This is a genomic window from Pedobacter sp. UYP1 (assembly GCF_040547305.1).
In the GTDB taxonomy this organism is placed as follows: domain Bacteria; phylum Bacteroidota; class Bacteroidia; order Sphingobacteriales; family Sphingobacteriaceae; genus Pedobacter.
In genome coordinates this window covers 56,100-74,516 of the sequence record NZ_JBEPPL010000018.1, presented here as the reverse complement: position 1 = coordinate 74,516, position 18,417 = coordinate 56,100, and the positions used below count along the sequence as shown (strand labels likewise).

Below are 18,417 nucleotides of genomic sequence, written 5' to 3'. Positions count from 1 at the left end.
TTAGTTAATGGTTGTTTTAGTACTTACAATTTTATTCTCTGGTGAAGCGGGTAATACGACTGGTTTAGCAGCAGTATCTGCACCCTTAGGGGCCCATTTAATTTTCGGTTTAGGCACGTCAGGTAAAACTACAAGTTTCTTCATCGCCTCTGACTGCGCTAACCTTCCACCAGAAATCTTACCCGTTAAATATTTTTCTGTGATGTAACTGGCAATAGGTGCTGCATAAACCCCACCAAAACCCGCATTCTCAACAATTACAGCAATGGCTATTTTTGGATTATCACGCGGAGCAAAACCAACAAATACAGAGTGATTTTTTCCATGTGGATTCTGTACCGTACCCGTTTTTCCGCAGAAAAGAATATTTGGGATCGCTGAAGCCCGCGCTGTACCATATGGTGCATTAACCGCGTCCTGCATCCCATCAATAACTGGTTCAAAGTGTGCTGCATCAATATCTACAGAATTTTTAACGAGGTATTCTTTTTTTACATCCTTCTTTTCTCCAATACCTTTGACCAGGTGGGGTTTGATATAATAGCCACGGTTTGCAATGATCGCCATAATATTAGCCATCTGTAAAGGTGTAGCACTCATCTCACCCTGACCAATTGCCAATGAGATTACGGTTGTATATCCCCAGTGTTTACCAAATCTTTTTGTATATTCTTCGGAAGTAAATATTCGTCCTTTACGCTCAAACGGCATGTCCAGATCGAGTTTAGAACCCAGACCAAACTTACGGACTTTTGCAGACCAGGAATCATAAGCCTCAATTTTGTTTTTGTACTTCTTCTGCGTCATCAGTTTTTGAAATACATAACAAGCATAAGTATTACAAGATCTTGCCAATCCTTTACGAAGGGAGATATTTCCATCTACGTGTTCGCAACTTACAAAGTGGTTTCCTGCCCAATAACCACCAGGACAGTTAAAAGTTGTATTCGGATCAATTACACCTTCCTGCAACGCAATTAAATCATCTAGTGGTTTAAAAGAAGAACCAGGAGAGTAATAACCTGAAAGTGGCCTGACTAAAAACGGTCTGTTTGGTGAACGGAAAATATCCATATAATTATTACCCTGCTGCCTTCCTACCATGAGGTTAGGGTCGTAAGTCGGGCTGCTGACAAAAGCCAGCACTTCACCAGTACTCGGCTCAATAGCTACGATACTTCCCACTTTATTTTTCAGCAGCTGTTCTCCTAATTTCTGAATATCAATGTCCAGTGAAGACACCAGTGTTTCTCCGGAGATGGCCAGTGTATCAAATTTACCATTCAGATAACTTCCCTGTGGAACATTCCTGGCATTATAAATCGTATTCTCTACCCCACGTTCTCCACGGAGTACATCATTATACTGACGTTCTACACCCGATTTCCCGATATAATCTCCGGGACGGTAATAGCCATCACTTTCCTCAATATCCTTATCTGAAACCTCTTTTACATAACCAAAAAATTGTCCGGCCACACTATCTGGATAATGCCTTACCGTTCTGTTTTGTGTTTCAAAACCAATAAAGCGGGAAAGTCTCTCTTGTAAAGCAGCATAGGTTTGTACAGATAATTGCTTCTCAAATACAGAACGCTGATATTTAGATTGGTTTCTGGCTTTATTAAACCGTTTATGAAAACCAGCCATATCAATCCCAATAATCCTGCATAAAGCAAGCGTATCAAAGGATTTTACCAAACTGGGGGTGACCATCAAATCATATACAGGTTCATTTTGAACCAATACTTTGTTGTTTCGGTCTGTAATGACTCCACGGGCAGGAAAAGTGTATTTTTTCCGTAATACATTGCTGTTTGCGGATAAAAAATAGCGGTCACTGGCCACTTGTATATAGAAAAGTTGCCCCATTAAAATAAGTGCAACAACTATAAAAAGGCCTTGTATAATATATTTTCGGTTGAAAAGATTCTCCATTAGCGCATTTTTCTATTATAGAAGATAAATTCTATCAATATAACAGTGAATAAAGTAAAGATACCGCTAAGCAGGCATCTTAACAAAGTATACGAGAGTTCTGTTAATTTAAAAGCTTCTAATAAGAAAAGCACAAGGTGGTGAGCGAAGGTACAAAGTAAGGCATATAAGCCAAACCATTTAAAGCCCATATTACCTAAAGTAGGTTCGGGTTCATCAAAATTGTCACGGCTTACGGTCACAGAAATGAATAAAATCCGGACAAAAACCAAGGTGACACAGGCTGCAGTATGAACACCTAAGGTATCATAAAAAGCATCCAGCGTTAAGCCAGTACCAAAAGCGATAAGGTATAGGATAGGGTTAGGTATGCTAAAGGGTAGCAGCAGTAAGAATAGGATATACGTAAAAGGAGTAGCCAGATCATAAAAACTCAGGTTCCTTAACAAAAGGATTTGTATGGAAAGCAGGATGAACCACCTTAAGATGTTGATTAATATGATTTTACTGTTCATTCGGCAATTTTGATTCTAATACTTTTTGTTCCTCTGCCAATTTGTTTTTGATGACGTACACATATTGTAAAGTGCTGAAATCATTAAAAAGGTTAATCTGGATAGTCAGGAAGTTATCTCCGGTAGAGATGCCTCTGTTACTGATCGTTCCTACCTGTATACCAGGAGGGAACGAGCCAAAACCGGAAGTGATAACTGTGTCCCTTAGTTTTACTTTGAAATGGTTTGGAACATCTTTAATAAAGGCTGTTCTGTAATCCGAATTCCGGTCACCCCATACCAGTGAGCCTAATGCTTTTGTTGATTTGATACTGACACTGATTTTCGCGTCTTTATTCAACAGGGATTCTATCGTAGCCAGGTGCGGTGATACATCACGGATAATTCCAACTACTCCTCTGCCGGCAGAGATTACAGCCATTCCGCTTTCTATCCCGTCTAAAGCTCCTTTATTAATTGTAATAACGTTATTTCTTAAAGTGATGGAGTTTTTGATCACTCTGGCTGCCAGATAGGTATACTGAACATGGGTAGCAGTATCCTTAACGAGTGTATTCCTGGCACTGTCAATGTTTTTAAGAGCCAGCAGGGCAGTATGAAGTCTTGCATTTTCAAAAGCAAGGCTATCATTTACGGTGCCCAGGTTCATGTATTTTTTGAATACATTAAGCCGCTCATACGCATGTCCAACAACCTCATTGGTAGAATTAAGCGTTACACTCCTTTGGTAAGCGTTATTTTGAACAGTAAGGATGATGCCAATGGTGAAAAAGATGACAAACAGGAAAAATGCGTTGTATCTATTTATGAAAATCCAAAGGTTACGCATATTTCTTCATTCTGTATTGAAATACAGCCCTCATTTTATTTAATGATAAAATGTGAGTGCTTTATACAAGCGGCTCACATTTTTTATACTGTATGTAATGATTAATTTATTGCATTAAAAACTTATAGCCACCGATATTTTTCAGTGCGATACCAGTACCACGAACAACCGCGCGTAATGGGTCTTCTGCTACGTGTACGGGAAGTTTAGTTTTAGCTGCGACACGTTTGTCCAGTCCGCGTAATAACGCTCCGCCACCTGTCAGGTAAATACCAGTCTGGTAAATATCTGCAGAAAGTTCTGGTGGAGTGATCTCTAATGCTTTCAGAATTGCTTCTTCAATTTTAGAGATAGATTTATCCAGGCAGTGTGCAATTTCAGTGTATGAAACAGTAATTTGTTTTGGTACACCCGTCATTAAATCTCTTCCCTGTACAGCAAAATCTGCTGGTGGATCTGATAATTCAGGTAAAGCAGCTCCAACTTCAATTTTGATTTTCTCCGCAGTACGGTCACCAATCATAATATTGTGCTGACGACGGATGTAATTTACGATATCTGAATCGAAGTTATCTCCCGCAACGCGGATAGACTGATCGCATACAATACCAGAAAGCGCAATTACAGCGATCTCAGTAGTACCACCACCGATATCAATGATCATATTACCCATCGGTTCTTCTACGTCAATTCCGATACCTACAGCTGCTGCCATTGGCTCGTGGATTAAGTAAACTTCTTTTGCGCCGGCAATTTCTGCCGAATCTCTTACTGCCCGTTTTTCAACTTCAGTAATTCCTGATGGAATACAGATTACCATTCTCAAAGATGGAAACATCCAGCCTTTTCCACCGTTCAGCATACGGATCATACCTTTGATCATTGCTTCTGCAGCGTTAAAGTCGGCGATAACACCATCTTTCAGTGGCCTCACCGTGCGGATGTTATCATGGGTTTTACCCTCCATCTGCATCGCCTGACGGCCTATTGCGATAATTTTATTTGTTTGTCTGTCAAAAGCAACTATTGAAGGCTCATCAACAACCACTTTATCATTGTGTATTATCAGGGTGTTGGCGGTGCCTAAATCGATGGCAACCTCTTGTGTGAACCAGTTAAATAAACCCATTTATAGGTGATAAGTTATTATTAAAAATTCTATATACTATTTAATGTAAAACTACGTCTTTTTATTGTATTCGCAGTTAAAAAATTAGTGCTTAAAATGTCTGATGCCAGTGGTAACCATTGCGATACCTTTTTCGTTCGCCATGTTAATGGAATCAGCATCTTTAATTGAACCACCTGGTTGAAGAACAGCAGTAATACCTGCTCCGGCAGCGATTTCAACACAGTCAGGGAACGGGAAAAAAGCATCTGAAGCCATTACCGATCCGATTAAACTGAAGTTGAAAGCATCTGCTTTTACAATTGCCTGTTTCAAGGCATCAACTCTTGAGGTCTGTCCAACTCCACTTGCCAGTAAAGTATTGTCCTTTACAAACACAATTGTGTTCGATTTAGTATGTTTTACAATTTTATTTGCGAAAAAAAGATCTTTTAGCTCTGCAGGCGAAGGTGATTTCTCTGTTACAGTAACCATCTGCTCAGTTCCTTCGATAATTAAATCTTTATCCTGCTCTATAACACCGTTTAATAAGGTCTTGAATTGTTTTTTACCTAATTCAACAGGATTACGCTGAAGAATTACCCTGTTTTTCTTTGCTTTGAACAGTTCAACTGCAGCAGATTCATAAGAAGGAGCAATCAGCACTTCGAAAAATAATTTGTTGATTTCAGTTGCCGTGGCTAAGTCAATTTCACGATTTGCAATTAGTACACCGCCAAAAGCAGATACAGGGTCACAAGCTAAAGCATCATCCCAGGCTTGTCCGATTGTTTCTCTCGAGGCAATTCCGCAAGCGTTGGTATGTTTTAAGATTGCGAAAGTAGGTTCGATAAATTCATCGATTAAACTCACTGCTGCATCAACGTCAACCAGGTTATTGTAAGAAAGTTCTTTCCCGTTTAATTTGGTGAACATTTCGTCCAGGTCTCCGTAAAAAACACCTTGCTGATGTGGATTTTCTCCATAACGAAGTGTTTTCGACGTATTGATACTTTGTTTGAATAAAGTAAGTGGCTCTTCAGTGTTAAAATAGTTGAAGATCGCTGTATCGTAGTGAGAAGATGTGTGGAATGCTTTTTTGGCATAAGCTTTACGCTGTGCTAAAGAAGTTTCACCGTTTTGCTCTTCCAATTGTTGTTGAAGGGTTGCGTAGTCATCTTTTGAAGCAAGGATTACTACATCATTAAAGTTTTTAGCAGCAGCTCTGATCAGAGAAATACCACCAATGTCAATTTTTTCAATAATTTCTTCTTCAGAACCACCTGCTTTCAGTGTTTCTTCAAAAGGATATAAATCAACGATAACCAGGTCGATTTCAGGAATTTCATATTCGGCAATCTGTACCTTGTCTTCTGCCAGGTTTCTGCGGTTTAATATACCACCGAAAACTTTTGGATGCAAAGTTTTAACCCTTCCGCCTAAAATAGAGGGATAGCCGGTCAGATCTTCAACAGCTGTAACAGGTAAATTCAAGTCTTTAATGAACTGTTCTGTTCCACCTGTAGAAAACAACTGAACACCTTGCTGTGCTAGCAAGCGAACAAGTGGTTCTAGACCGTCTTTGTAATATACTGAGATTAAAGCGTTTTTGATCTTTATTTGTTGACTCATTGGGTGTGATTTTTGAGCCGCAAAGTTACCTGTTTTTCTTTTAATGTCAAATGCTTATTTACAGTTTCGTAAACTGGATTTAGCTGGACAGATTGTTGTTGGAAATAGGTACAGGATCTATGGATCCAAATTGTTTTTCTTAGTAAAGAATTAAGAAAAAATGTGGTATACCAGGTTTAGGATTTGGTGTGTTAGCTGATGTTTTTTTCAGTTGCAGATAATGAAGTCCTAATCGTTACTGAATATTCGCGAAGTATGATTCGTGGTAAATTGGTTTGGTGTCAAAAAAGTTTTGAGCCAGATACTTCAGATCAGGAAAAAGAAGGTTATTTATTTGAACAGTAGTATTTGAAGTTTCTATCTCCATATAATTATGCTCATGGAAAGGCATCCCACTAGTCGTTCCATAGGCTATATAAGCAGGCGACATAAAGATTTGAATGCGCTGGATATCTTTTTTGGATATAGTAAATTTAAGCAGACCATTTTCAAAGATCTCCATGAAGTTTTTGTGAAGCCGAAGCTCCTGATGCTGAGATCTCAGAAAATATTTATAGTGCAGATAATATGCGGGCCCGGTAAATACCAGTAAAAGAATTGCGCCAACAAAAATAGCAAAGATAGAAGAGTCTCCTGCATAGAATATCAGTGCAGCAAAAGAACAGACTAAGTATGCGCCCAGATAGAATAACGAAGAAGACAATAATCTTAAATGCCCTTTATTTGATATTTTATAAGAATGAAAATCAGGATTGACATGTTCCATCGATAGCAAACATCTTATTTTTTTATCTTTTTCAAAATACTCTCCACAATACGGGGATAATGTTGATGCTCAAGCTGTTGTCCCTTGAATTTTACCATTTCCAAATTGTCGTCTTTATCAATCTTGTATTTAGCCTGATAGATGTATTCACCTTCATCATAATTTTCATTTACATAATGAATTGTGATGCCGCCTTCGGTTTCTCCAGCTGCCAGTACTGCTTTGTGTACATGATCTCCATACATTCCTTTGCCGCCAAATTTAGGGAGGATAGCCGGGTGGATATTGATAATACGGCCAGGATATTCTGCAATCAGGTTTTGTGGGATCAGCCAGAGAAAGCCAGCCAGAACAATCAGGTCTATATCCAGATTTTTTAATAAATCGATGATAGATTCGGTCTGATAGAATTCTTTTCTGTCAAAAATATGAGAAGGGATTTCAAAATTATCTGCACGTTGTAAAACGTATGCATCAGGGTTGTTGGTCAATACCAGCGCAATTTCTACTTCTGGACTGTGTTTGAACAGTTCCATAATTTTCTGGGCATTAGAACCCGAACCGGAGGCAAAGATTGCTATACGTTTTTTCATGAGCAGTTTATAGTTAGGTATTCAAGCTGGGAATAGCGTTGAATCCATATAAAGTGGTTTTTTGTCAAAAATAGTATTTTGAGTATTGAATGAAAGGCTTTAATGAGAATATATTCATTTTTTAATTTAAAGCCTTTATTCTCATCTCAAATTTCAATTCTTTTTTCTTCTAAGGAGGGCAGGCTATTCCAGACCTGCTAACTTGATGTTCTGGTATGGTACTGTAGGGGTTGTGGTATACATTGAACTAGCATTGAAGTAGGGTTAGACTACCCTTGAAGTACCTCAGGCTACTTCAATACTACTTTAATGCTAGTTCAACCCTACTTCAATATATACCACAACTATACCACAATCCCTGCACAACAGGTGTTTTATTAGTGAGCTTACCTGGCGTCATGGAAGGTGAAACTGTAGTTAATATGAATTCATACACATAGATAATATAAGTATATATAATAAACCGCGTGATTGTCATGTAACAACTAATGTAATGCTGTCTTTTTGCAAAATATTGTGAATCAATATTTAAGAATCTTATAATCAGATTATCTTATAATCAAGATTATTTAAAATATTTGTAATATCGTTTTGCATATTAAAAACATAAGTTCTATATTTGCAGTCCGAAAAAAGGATAAACAGGGTTTGTTGTAATTACCAGACCTTTACATATAAAAATATTATTATACTAGAAAATGGCAAATCATAAATCATCTTTAAAAAGAATCAGAGCAAACGCTACTAAACGTTTACGTAACAGATACCAAGCAAAAACTACTCGTACTTTTGTTAAAAGATTACGTGCATCTGTAGATAAAAAATCAGGTCAGGAGTTATTGCCTAAAGTGATTTCTATGTTAGATCGTTTAGCTAAGAAAAATGTTATTCACAAAAACAAAGCTGCAAACAACAAATCTAAGTTAACTAAATTTGTTAACGGCTTAAAATAGTAATAGCTTTACAATATTGTAAACGGGATAGGCTTTGGCTTATCCCGTTTTTTTGTTTATGGTAAAATATGAACAGAAAATAGGGATTAAATCATTGGCCCCTGCCGACCGTCCACGTGAGAAACTAATTCTGAATGGCCGCAGGCACTTATCGGATGCAGAGCTGATCGCTATCCTGATCAGTTCAGGAAATAAAACTGAGACTTCCGTAGAAGTGAGTCAGCGGATTCTGCTTAATTATGGGAATGACCTCGATTTACTAGCTAAGGCATCTTTTCAGGAACTGATCTTGTTTAAGGGAATAGGGGAGGCTAAAGCATTATCCATTATTGCCGCTCTTGAACTTGGCCGCCGCAGAAAAGAAAAACCTCATGAGGAATTCCCTCAAATCCATTCTTCCAATGATGCATTTGATTTATTGCGCCCCGTCCTGGCAGATCTGGATCATGAAGAGTTCTGGATGCTGATTTTAAATAAAGCCAACTTTGTCATTTGCAAACATATGATTAGTAAAGGGGGGCAGGCGAGCACAACTGTTGATCCGAAAATCATCTTTGAAAAAGCAATTGCCATGAAGGCGGCTTATCTCATTCTTGCGCACAATCATCCTTCGGGTAACTGTAAACCTAGTAAAGAGGATATTGAGGTCACTAGAAAGCTGGTTGAAGCTGGTCTCTTATTAGATACCCCTGTACTTGATCACCTCATTATTACGAATAAAAAGTTCTACAGCATGGCAGATGAAGAAATTATTTAATGTCAATTCTCCCATGTTTATGGGCTAATCAATATACAGCAAAGCATTATTTTATATCTTTGCATTTTAGAAGAAAATATAACATGAAGATATCATACAACTGGCTTAAACAATTCATACAAACTGACCTTAATCCACAGGAGCTTTCATTGATTCTGACCAATATCGGTCTGGAAGTGGAAAGCCTTGAAAAAGTACAACCAGTGGTGGGTGGTCTGGAAGGATTAGTGATTGGCCATGTGCTTACATGCGTTCCACATTCCAATGCAGACAAGCTAAGGGTTACTACGGTAAATGTTGGCGCTGCAGAAGCGATTCAGGTTGTATGCGGTGCACCAAATGTTGCTGAAGGACAAAAAGTTGTTGTAGCAACGGTAGGGACTACTGTTTATCCGAATGAAGGCGAACCTTTTAAAATTAATAAATCAAAAATCAGAGGTGAAGTTTCTGAAGGAATGATTTGTGCAGAAGATGAAATTGGTCTGGGTGGTTCTCATGCTGGTATTATGGTCCTTGCAGAAGATGCACTGATTGGCCAGCCAGCAAAAGATTATTTCAAAATGGAAGATGATTACCTTTTTGAAATTGGATTAACACCAAACAGAGCTGATGCAGCTTCACATTTAGGGGTAGCCAGAGATTTAGCAGCTTACCTGAGAATTGATTTGAAAATGCCAGCTATTGATTCTTTTAAAACAGCGAACGAAAATTTAACAATTGCTGTTGAAGTTGCTGATACAGTTGCCTGCCCAAGATACAGTAGCGTTTCGATCAGTGGGGTAAAGGTTAAAACTTCTCCAGACTGGTTACAGGATAAATTAAAAGTAATCGGCATCCGCCCGATTAATAATATAGTAGACATTACCAATTATGTGCTGCATGGTTTAGGCCAGCCGCTTCATGCTTTTGATGCAGATCAGCTGTCAGGAAAAAAGATCATTGTACAAAAGGTTGCTGAAGGAACTCCATTTGTTACATTGGATGGGGTAGAACGTAAGTTATCTGCTGAAGACCTGATGATCTGTGATGCAGAGAAACCAGTAACGATTGCCGGTGTCTATGGTGGTAAGAATTCCGGAGTGAGTGCAGAAACCACAAATATATTTTTAGAGAGTGCTTATTTCAATTCGGTATCGGTACGTAAAACGGCGAAAAGACATACTTTGAAAACAGATGCTTCTTTCCGTTATGAACGTGGTACTGATCCTGAAATGACAGTTACAGCTTTAAAATATGCTGCGTTGTTGATTCAGGAACTGGCAGGTGGAGAGATTTCTTCTGTTGTTTCAGATATATATCCTGCACCGGTTGCTCCATTTGACGTAGAAGTCAGCTATAAAAACATTACCAGGCTGATTGGTGCAGCTATTCCGGACGAGGAGATCAAAGCGATCATTACTTCATTGGGTATTACGGTTGCTTCAGAAACAGCTGAAGGTTTATCTTTAAAAGTTCCGAGCTTCAAAGTAGACGTTACGCGTGAGTGTGATATTACTGAAGAGGTATTAAGAATTTACGGTTATAATAATATTGAGATTCCAAGTAAGGTGAATGCTTCACTTACTTTTTCTGCCAAGCCAGACAGAGAGCAGACACAACATGTGGTTGCAGATATGTTAACGGCTAACGGTTATTTAGAAATCTGGTGTAACTCTTTAACTAAAGGCACCTATTCTAAAAATACAGAAGAGGTAGTTCAGATCCTGAATCCTTTAAGTTCAGACCTGAATGTAATGCGTCAGAGTTTGCTGATGCCGGCACTGGAAAGTGTTGCTTATAACCAGAACAGAAAAAACGGGGATGTTAAGTTTTATGAGTTTGGCAAAACTTATCATTTGATAAATGAAAAATATGTAGAGCGTCCAAGATTGTTATTGGTGCTTTCTGGTTCGGATGCAACAGAGCAGTGGAATCAAAAACCTGCTCCGGTAAGTTTCTACAACTTAAAGGCTGCAGTTGACGCGGTGATCGGCAGATTGGGAATTACAAATTACCAGACAGAAGAAATCAGTGATGAGAATTTTGCTTTTGGGTTGAAGTATTTCAGAGGGCCACAGGCGATTGTTTCTTTCGGTGCGGTAACTGCAGCAGATAAAAAACAAACGGATGTAGATAAGGATGTTTATTATGCAGACTTTGACTGGGCTTTATTATTGGATATTGTCAGAAAGAATAAAGTAATCAGCAAAGAGATTCCTAAATACCCTGCAGTAAGAAGAGATCTTTCTATGCTGGTAGATACGGAGGTAACCTTCGAAGCTTTGAAAACAATCGCTTTCAAAACAGAGAAGAAATTGCTGAAGAATGTGCAGATCTTTGATGTGTATGTTGGGGATAAACTACCGGAAAATAAGAAGTCTTATGCATTGAACTTTACTTTACAGGATGATCAGCAGACTTTGACTGACAAGCAAATTGATGCAGTTATGCAAAAGATTATCGCTAACTTAGCCCAAAGTGCGAAAGCAGAGATAAGAAAGTAATTTTATTTGTTACTTTTAGGAATAATATAAATACTATCAATTTTTAAATAAAAGATGTCTTCGGTTGCAGAACAATTAGATTCAGTATTACATAAAGCGGCCCGGCTTATCGAGCTTTGTAATGCATTACAAGAGGAAAACGAGTTGTTAAAGCAGGAGAATTCATCTGTTAAGTTAGCCTTGAATGCGGCGAAAATTAAGAACTCAGATTTGGATGAGAAGATGAGGGTGCTTAAATTGGCGAAGAGTATTGAAGGAACAAGCGAGAAGACACTTGATATAAAGCAAAAAATTAACGATTTTGTGCGTGAAATCGATAAATGTGTAGTGTTGCTTAAAAAATAGGGATTACACGAAATTGAAACAAAGCTAAGAAATGGGAGAAATCTCGATAAAAATAACTATCTCGGACCGCATTTACCCTTTAAAGGTGAATATGGAAGAGGAAGAAATTGTAAGGCGGGCAGCCAAAATTATTAATGAGCGTATAAAGGACTATCAGGAAAATTATGCGGTCAGAGATAAACAGGATTTGCTATCTATGGCAGTATTGCATTATGCAACAGCTGTGTTAAGGGTAGAAAATAAAGTGCAGGATCAAGATACTGCAGTAGCTGAAAAAGTTGAAGAATTAGATAGTTTACTGAACGATTTTTTTACCAAATAGAGTCGGTCCGTAATTTCAAAAGCGTATAAAGAGATTTAACCGTTGTTGAATTTTTTGTTTCATGTTTCGTAATCTTTAAATACAGGCAGGTGGCTGGGATCAGTTGCTGTTAATCACTGCATGTATTTAGAGCGGACAACGCAGGAAACTTAAAATTGAACAACGGTTTTTTTTAAGTCAGAATTTAAGAAAGGTAATGAGAGGCTTGCATGAGCATAGGTTATGTTTATGCACGTTTATATATATAAATTAAAATGGAAATAATAGGAATAATTGGATATGTACTGGCCAGCTTAGTTGTTGGGATACTGGTTGGCAGATATTTACTGCGCAACCTGTTGAAAAAACAGGAGATTGCTGCACAGTCAAAAGTGAAGAAGATCTTAAAAGAAGCTGAAAGTAACGCAGAGATCTTAAAGAAAGACAGATTACTGGAAGCTAAAGAGAAGTTTTTACAATTGAAAACTGAACACGAGCAGGAAGTGAATGCAAAAAATAACCAGGTAAATCAAAGAGAGAACGCGATTAAACAGAAAGAACAATCTGTGAACCAGCGCTTGGAAAACATGAACCGCAAGGAACAGGAGCTGGATAACAGCAAGAAAAACCTGGATAAACAAACTGATATTGCGATTAAAAAACAGGAAGAAGTTGACGTACTGAAAAATCAGCATGTGAAACAACTGGAAACTATCGCAGGGTTAAGTGCTGAAGAAGCAAAAAATCAGTTGGTAGAGAACATGAAGCAAGAAGCCAGAACTCAGGCAATGATCCAGGTAAAGGATATTGTGGATGAAGCCAGGTTAACAGCAACTAAAGAGGCTAAAAAAGTCGTGATCCAAACTATACAGCGTACAGCTGTGGAAGCGGCGATCGAAAATACAGTTTCTATTTTTCATATTGAAAGTGATGAGATTAAAGGTCGTGTAATTGGACGTGAGGGTAGGAATATCCGTGCTCTGGAAGCAGCGACTGGTATTGAGATCATTGTAGATGATACTCCTGAAGCAATTATTTTATCAGGTTTTGACCCGGTAAGAAGAGAGATTGCCCGTTTAGCTTTACACCGTCTGGTAACTGACGGACGTATTCACCCTGCACGTATTGAAGAGGTGGTAGCGAAAACGAAGAAACAAATTGAAGATGAGATCGTAGAAATCGGCGAACGTACAGTTATTGATTTAGGTATTCATGGGCTGCATCCTGAGTTAATCAGAATGGTTGGACGTATGCGGTACCGTTCTTCTTATGGACAGAATTTACTACATCACTCTCGTGAGGTGGCTAATTTCTGTGCGACAATGGCAGCAGAATTAGGCTTAAATGCTAAAATGGCTAAACGTGCAGGATTACTGCATGATATAGGTAAAGTACCTGATGACAACCCTGAATTGCCACACGCTATTTTAGGAATGCAGCTTGCAGAAAAATATAAGGAACATCCTGAAATTTGTAATGCAATCGGAGCTCACCATGATGAAATCGAAATGACTTCTATGATCTCACCGATTGTACAAGCTTGTGATGCAATTTCTGGTGCCCGCCCTGGTGCAAGACGTGAGGTTGTTGAAAGTTATATCAAACGTTTAAAAGAATTAGAAGAGCTGGCTCTTTCTTATCCTGGTGTAGAGAAAACTTTCGCTATTCAGGCAGGTAGAGAGTTAAGAGTAGTAGTTGAAAGTGAGAGAGTAACTGATCAGCAGGCAGAATTACTGGCAGCGGATATTTCTAACCGTATTCAAACGGAGATGACTTACCCTGGTCAGATTAAAGTTACTGTAATCAGAGAAACACGTTCGGTTGCTTTTGCTAAATAAGCAGCTCAATAAATATTATTACCGAAGCGATAGATTATTCTATCGCTTTTTTTTATTTTTATACGATGAAGAAGCAGAAATCCCCGGTGGAAAAATTGGAGCGTAAAAAGGAAGTGGATATTCTATTTGATACCTACTCAGAAAGTCATCAGAATCCTTCTAATGAATTGATTCACTGGGTTTGTGTACCTTTGATTGTATTTAGCTTATTAGGAATGATCTGGGCTATCCCTTTTCCACAGCTGGCTTTTCTTGGAAAGTATAATGGATTTGTGAACTGGGCTTCTTTTGTGATTGCTCTTTCGGGATATTACTATTACCGCCTTTCGCCGGTACTTTCTTATCTGATGATCTTATTAATCTTTGCGGCTGCAGCAGTAATTGTACAGCTGGAGAAATGGGAATTGGCTGGTGGGCCCGCACTTTGGCTGGTCTGTGCAGTGATTTTTGTGCTTTCATGGATTGGACAGTTCATCGGTCATAAAATCGAAGGAAAGAAACCTTCATTTTTACAGGATGTTAAATTTCTGTTAATCGGCCCGATCTGGTTATTACATTTCATTTGTCTGAAGGTTGGCTTGAAATATTAAGTACCTGCGATTTAGCTGATGAGCTATGGTTGTGGCTTCAGCTCAATGTCTTAAATACGTTAAAAAAAAAGCAAAGCCGCTGGGTATAACCAGCGGCTTTGTTATGCAATATATACTGATTTGTGCCGAGTTAACGTAAGCTTAATATTACGGAAACACTATTTTAAGGCTCCCTGTGCATCCCGGTAAATATTATTAAGGCCTTCTAACCTCTTTTCAATAGCCTTAACGGCTTATTTTTACTTGTTTTTAACGGCGTTTTAGTTCATCTATAATTTGATATTAACTGATGGGCTCATTCATGTAAAATTAATATTAACGTCACATTGCTGCCCTAGTTTTACAAAAACAAACAGAAGCAAGAAAAATGAAAAAATTTCTAACAATTAATCTCTCCTGCGTGATGCTTACTTTCCTCCTTTTTATGGGGTTAGGAGTAAATGCTCAGGTAACGACATCAAGCGTTAACGGTAAAATTAAAGATGCAAAGGGACAGACTATTCCCGGAGCCAGTGTTTTAGTTTTACATGTTCCGACAGGAACTAAATATGGTGCGGTTACCGGATCTGATGGATACTTCCGTATCAATAACTTAAATCCTGGCGGACCTTACAAAATCACTGTAACTTATGTAGGTTATAATAAACAGGAAAAAGACATTAACAGCCTTGGTCTGGGTACTGACCAGCGCTTAGACTTCACCTTAACAGATGAAGGACAACAATTGAGTGAAGTAACTGTTAAAGGTACAAAAGGCGGTACTAAAATTGGTTCGGGTACTCAGATTGGTGAGCAGCAAATTAAAAATATGCCAACTGTAAGCAGAAGCTTAACGGATTTAACCCGTACAACTCCACAAGGCAGTAAAGATAACTCTTTCATGGGGACCAACTTCAGATACAATAACGTAACTATTGATGGTGCGATTAATAATGATGCCATTGGTTTCAGTCCTTCATTAGGTGGTCAGAGTGGAAGTTCTGGTATGCCAGGTAGCAGTACAAGAACAAACCCGGTATCGATTGATGCGATTCAGGATGTTCAGGTGTTATTAGCTCCTTACGATGTTAAGATTGGTAACTTTACTGGTGGTAGTGTAAATGCGGTAACGCGTTCTGGTACAAATGATGTATCGGGATCTGTTTATGGTTACGGTCGTAATGCTGATTTGATTGGTAAAAACAAAGCTGGTGATGGTTCAAAAGAGCCTTCTGCTTTTCATGATTACCAGACTGGTTTCAGATTGGGATTCCCTATTATTAAAAATAAATTATTCTTCTTTACCAATGAGGAGATTACCCGTCGTCAGGATCCTGTGATCTTAGCAGCTGGTTCTCCGGATAATAAAGTAATTACTTTAGATCAGGCTCAGAAAATTTCTGATCTGATGAAAAACAAATATGGTGTTGATGTTGGTTCTTTTGGTAACTATAACATCTACGCCAGATCAAATAAATTCTTTAACCGTGTGGATTGGAACATCAATGATAAAAATCAGTTGACTATCCGTAACAACACGATTACTTCTGAAGCGACTAACTTAGAGCGTGACCAGTCGAATTTCAGATTCGGTGGTATTGATTATAAACAAACAAACAATCAGAGTTCTACTGTAGCTGAATTGAAAAGCAGAATCAATAATGATATGTCAAACAGTTTAGTAGTTGGTTATTCAAGTATTCATGACTTTAGAGATCCAACATCTAATCCTGCATTACCTCAGATTGAAATTGGCGGTGGCAATGGTGGAACGATTTTCTTAGGAACAGATCGTGAAGCAAGTATCTTCAATATGAAACAAAAGACATTTGAATTTACTGATAACTTCACTTTAACAAAAGGAAAACACACATTTACTTTCGGTACACACAACGAGTTATATAATATTACTTATGGTTTCGTGAATGCATGGAACGGTCGTATCTCTTATAAAGATGTAGACGGTTTCTTAGCTGGTACTCCTACGCGTGTTCGTACTAACTATAACTATGCTGATAATTCAAGAGATAACATTATGGCTAATCCACCAGCACAATTTAAGTTAAATATGTATAGTGTATATGGTGAAGATCAATGGCAGGTAACAGATCGTTTTAAACTGACTTATGGTTTGAGATTTGATTTGGCTGATATGCCAAACAAACAACCATTAAGTTCGAAAACTACAGGTTCTCCTGTGGATCCTAACTATGGTACAACTTACACTTATACACAACCAAGCCAGATTAAAAACAGCTTCTTTGGACAGGTACAAGTTTCTCCACGTATTGGATTTAACTTCGACGTATTGGGTGATCAAAGTTTGATCATGCGTGGTGGTAGTGGTTTATTCACAGGTAGAGTTCCTTTTGCATGGTTAGGTTATGCTTACTATAATAATGGAGTAACTTATGGTGCATATGATAAAAAGAACCCAGTTGTTGCTCCAGGATCTGACCCTATAAAGGATGCATTAACCGGAAATGGTGAAGCTGGTTATGTAGGCAAACAGCCAGGTGAAAATGTTAACAATGCAAGTGGTGCTACACAAGTGGATCTGATTGATAATAACTTTAAAATGCCTAAGACATGGAGAAGTAGTTTAGCATTTGATTATAAAACTGAAAATCAGTGGAAATTCACATTAGAAGGTATTTATACTAAAGTAATCAATGACCTGAAATTTCAACAAGTTAATATTGTAGACAATCCTACTTATCTGATCTACGATACACAGCATCAACAACCGATTTACAATAGTAATCTTAAGATTAATCCATTGTATACAAATGCTTATCTTCTTTCCAATACTAGCAAAGGCTACCGTTACAGTGTAACTGGACAGATTTCCAAGTCTTTCCCTTTTGGTTTAGATGTAATGGCGGCTTACACTTATGGACAGTCTAAAGATGTGACGAATGGGATTAGAAATTCAATGGAATCTAACTGGCAGTTAAACCAGGCTTTAAGTCCTAACAACCCTCAGTTGGCTACGTCAAACTTTGACATTCGTAACCGTATCGTTTCTACAGTAAATTATAAATTTGCTTGGGATAAGGCGAACAAATATGTATCTAGCTTCTCCCTTTTCTACAGTGCACAATCTGGTTCTCCATATTCATACGGATTCCTGAATACTACGATCAATGGAACAGGTCAGAATGTAAGTTTAGTTTATATTCCTAAAGAAGGGGAAACTGTCAACTTCTTTAAAAATATAACTGGTGGATTAACTGCAGCACAACAAGCAGCCCAATTCGATAGTTTTATTGATGGCGACAAATATCTTAAAACAAGAAGAGGTAATTTTACGGAAAGAAATGCAGCCCGTACACCTTGGAATACGCAGTTAGACTTCCGTTTTGCTCAGGATATCAAAATCATAGAAAATGGTACACATAAACATACTTTAACGTTTACTTATGATATCGTTAACTTAACCAACTTATTAAACAAAAACTGGGGTGTTCAATATTTCTCTCCTAACACTTATAACTCAATGGCAAGCGTTGGTTTGAGTCCTACAACAGGTGGCGCAGGTAGCCCAACAGCTTATCCTACTTACACTTTTAATCAAGCCAATACAAGTAACTATTCAAAAGACTTCTTTGCTTCAAGATTCCAAATGCAATTTGGTTTGAGATACAGCTTCTAATGAATAGTTAGCCTTCTTACAGAAGGATATCATAAAAAACCCTTATCTAAATTAATAGATAAGGGTTTTTTGTGTAAATTAATATTTAGTTAATATTTGATCTGTATCATTATTAATGAACAGATCTTCAGTTAT

Annotated in this window: 15 protein-coding genes; 8 read left to right on the top strand and 7 right to left on the bottom strand. The window is 38.0% G+C overall.

Annotation, left to right across the window (positions count from 1 at the left end):
* From mrdA to purN, 7 genes are all read right to left on the bottom strand, one after another.
* Positions 1 to 1,938, bottom strand: a complete 1,938-nt coding sequence (mrdA, locus tag ABIB30_RS24525; protein WP_354305656.1) for a penicillin-binding protein 2 — start codon at positions 1,936 to 1,938, stop codon at positions 1 to 3.
* Positions 1,938 to 2,453, bottom strand: coding sequence for a rod shape-determining protein MreD (locus tag ABIB30_RS24520; protein ID WP_111634653.1), 516 nt, complete (start codon positions 2,451 to 2,453; stop codon positions 1,938 to 1,940). The genes mrdA and ABIB30_RS24520 overlap by 1 nt, the downstream gene beginning before the upstream one ends.
* The gene (mreC, locus tag ABIB30_RS24515) at positions 2,443 to 3,282 is read right to left on the bottom strand and encodes a rod shape-determining protein MreC (protein WP_354305655.1); all 840 of its coding nucleotides are present in this window, start codon (positions 3,280 to 3,282) and stop codon (positions 2,443 to 2,445) included. The genes ABIB30_RS24520 and mreC overlap by 11 nt, the downstream gene beginning before the upstream one ends.
* A gap of 106 nt (positions 3,283 to 3,388) precedes the next feature.
* Positions 3,389 to 4,411, bottom strand: a complete 1,023-nt coding sequence (locus ABIB30_RS24510) for a rod shape-determining protein (protein WP_037440490.1) — start codon at positions 4,409 to 4,411, stop codon at positions 3,389 to 3,391.
* 84 nt (positions 4,412 to 4,495) lie between these two features.
* Positions 4,496 to 6,022 (bottom strand): bifunctional phosphoribosylaminoimidazolecarboxamide formyltransferase/IMP cyclohydrolase, encoded by a 1,527-nt coding sequence (purH, locus tag ABIB30_RS24505; RefSeq protein WP_354305654.1) that lies wholly within the window; start codon positions 6,020 to 6,022, stop codon positions 4,496 to 4,498.
* Between the two features lie 235 nt (positions 6,023 to 6,257).
* Complete coding sequence (locus ABIB30_RS24500) at positions 6,258 to 6,788, bottom strand: PH domain-containing protein (protein WP_354305653.1); 531 nt, start codon at positions 6,786 to 6,788, stop codon at positions 6,258 to 6,260.
* 14 nt (positions 6,789 to 6,802) lie between these two features.
* Entirely contained in the window at positions 6,803 to 7,381 is a 579-nt protein-coding gene (gene purN, locus ABIB30_RS24495; protein WP_183865827.1) for a phosphoribosylglycinamide formyltransferase, read from the bottom strand.
* Between the two features lie 698 nt (positions 7,382 to 8,079).
* Here purN and rpsT point away from each other — a divergent pair.
* From rpsT to ABIB30_RS24455, 8 genes are all read left to right on the top strand, one after another.
* On the top strand, positions 8,080 to 8,334 hold the full coding sequence (rpsT, locus tag ABIB30_RS24490) for a 30S ribosomal protein S20 (protein WP_041878275.1): 255 nt from the start codon (positions 8,080 to 8,082) through the stop codon (positions 8,332 to 8,334).
* Positions 8,335 to 8,392: 58 nt separating this feature from the next.
* Entirely contained in the window at positions 8,393 to 9,091 is a 699-nt protein-coding gene (radC, locus tag ABIB30_RS24485; RefSeq protein WP_354305652.1) for a RadC family protein, read from the top strand.
* Between the two features lie 83 nt (positions 9,092 to 9,174).
* On the top strand, positions 9,175 to 11,574 hold the full coding sequence (pheT, locus tag ABIB30_RS24480) for a phenylalanine--tRNA ligase subunit beta (RefSeq protein WP_354305651.1): 2,400 nt from the start codon (positions 9,175 to 9,177) through the stop codon (positions 11,572 to 11,574).
* A gap of 54 nt (positions 11,575 to 11,628) precedes the next feature.
* Positions 11,629 to 11,919 (top strand): hypothetical protein, encoded by a 291-nt coding sequence (locus ABIB30_RS24475; RefSeq protein ID WP_068403216.1) that lies wholly within the window; start codon positions 11,629 to 11,631, stop codon positions 11,917 to 11,919.
* A 31-nt stretch (positions 11,920 to 11,950) separates the two neighbouring features.
* Positions 11,951 to 12,241 (top strand): cell division protein ZapA, encoded by a 291-nt coding sequence (locus tag ABIB30_RS24470; protein ID WP_041878266.1) that lies wholly within the window; start codon positions 11,951 to 11,953, stop codon positions 12,239 to 12,241.
* Between the two features lie 254 nt (positions 12,242 to 12,495).
* The gene (gene rny / locus ABIB30_RS24465; protein ID WP_354305650.1) at positions 12,496 to 14,058 is read left to right on the top strand and encodes a ribonuclease Y; all 1,563 of its coding nucleotides are present in this window, start codon (positions 12,496 to 12,498) and stop codon (positions 14,056 to 14,058) included.
* Between the two features lie 65 nt (positions 14,059 to 14,123).
* Entirely contained in the window at positions 14,124 to 14,648 is a 525-nt protein-coding gene (locus ABIB30_RS24460; protein ID WP_354305649.1) for an Mpo1 family 2-hydroxy fatty acid dioxygenase, read from the top strand.
* A gap of 367 nt (positions 14,649 to 15,015) precedes the next feature.
* A complete protein-coding gene (locus ABIB30_RS24455; protein WP_354305648.1) occupies positions 15,016 to 18,282 on the top strand; it encodes a TonB-dependent receptor in 3,267 nt (1,088 codons plus the stop codon).
* Positions 18,283 to 18,417 lie beyond the last annotated feature (135 nt).

Bases quoted from the DNA above. Each gene is read 5' to 3' on its own strand.
- mrdA (WP_354305656.1), bottom strand. From the start codon at position 1,938: ATGGAGAATCTTTTCAACCGAAAATATATTATACAAGGCCTTTTTATA.
- ABIB30_RS24520 (WP_111634653.1), bottom strand. From the start codon at position 2,453: ATGAACAGTAAAATCATATTAATCAACATCTTAAGGTGGTTCATCCTG.
- mreC (WP_354305655.1), bottom strand. From the start codon at position 3,282: ATGCGTAACCTTTGGATTTTCATAAATAGATACAACGCATTTTTCCTG.
- ABIB30_RS24510 (WP_037440490.1), bottom strand. From the start codon at position 4,411: ATGGGTTTATTTAACTGGTTCACACAAGAGGTTGCCATCGATTTAGGC.
- purH (WP_354305654.1), bottom strand. From the start codon at position 6,022: ATGAGTCAACAAATAAAGATCAAAAACGCTTTAATCTCAGTATATTAC.
- ABIB30_RS24500 (WP_354305653.1), bottom strand. From the start codon at position 6,788: ATGGAACATGTCAATCCTGATTTTCATTCTTATAAAATATCAAATAAA.
- purN (WP_183865827.1), bottom strand. From the start codon at position 7,381: ATGAAAAAACGTATAGCAATCTTTGCCTCCGGTTCGGGTTCTAATGCC.
- rpsT (WP_041878275.1), top strand. From the start codon at position 8,080: ATGGCAAATCATAAATCATCTTTAAAAAGAATCAGAGCAAACGCTACT.
- radC (WP_354305652.1), top strand. From the start codon at position 8,393: ATGGTAAAATATGAACAGAAAATAGGGATTAAATCATTGGCCCCTGCC.
- pheT (WP_354305651.1), top strand. From the start codon at position 9,175: ATGAAGATATCATACAACTGGCTTAAACAATTCATACAAACTGACCTT.
- ABIB30_RS24475 (WP_068403216.1), top strand. From the start codon at position 11,629: ATGTCTTCGGTTGCAGAACAATTAGATTCAGTATTACATAAAGCGGCC.
- ABIB30_RS24470 (WP_041878266.1), top strand. From the start codon at position 11,951: ATGGGAGAAATCTCGATAAAAATAACTATCTCGGACCGCATTTACCCT.
- rny (WP_354305650.1), top strand. From the start codon at position 12,496: ATGGAAATAATAGGAATAATTGGATATGTACTGGCCAGCTTAGTTGTT.
- ABIB30_RS24460 (WP_354305649.1), top strand. From the start codon at position 14,124: ATGAAGAAGCAGAAATCCCCGGTGGAAAAATTGGAGCGTAAAAAGGAA.
- ABIB30_RS24455 (WP_354305648.1), top strand. From the start codon at position 15,016: ATGAAAAAATTTCTAACAATTAATCTCTCCTGCGTGATGCTTACTTTC.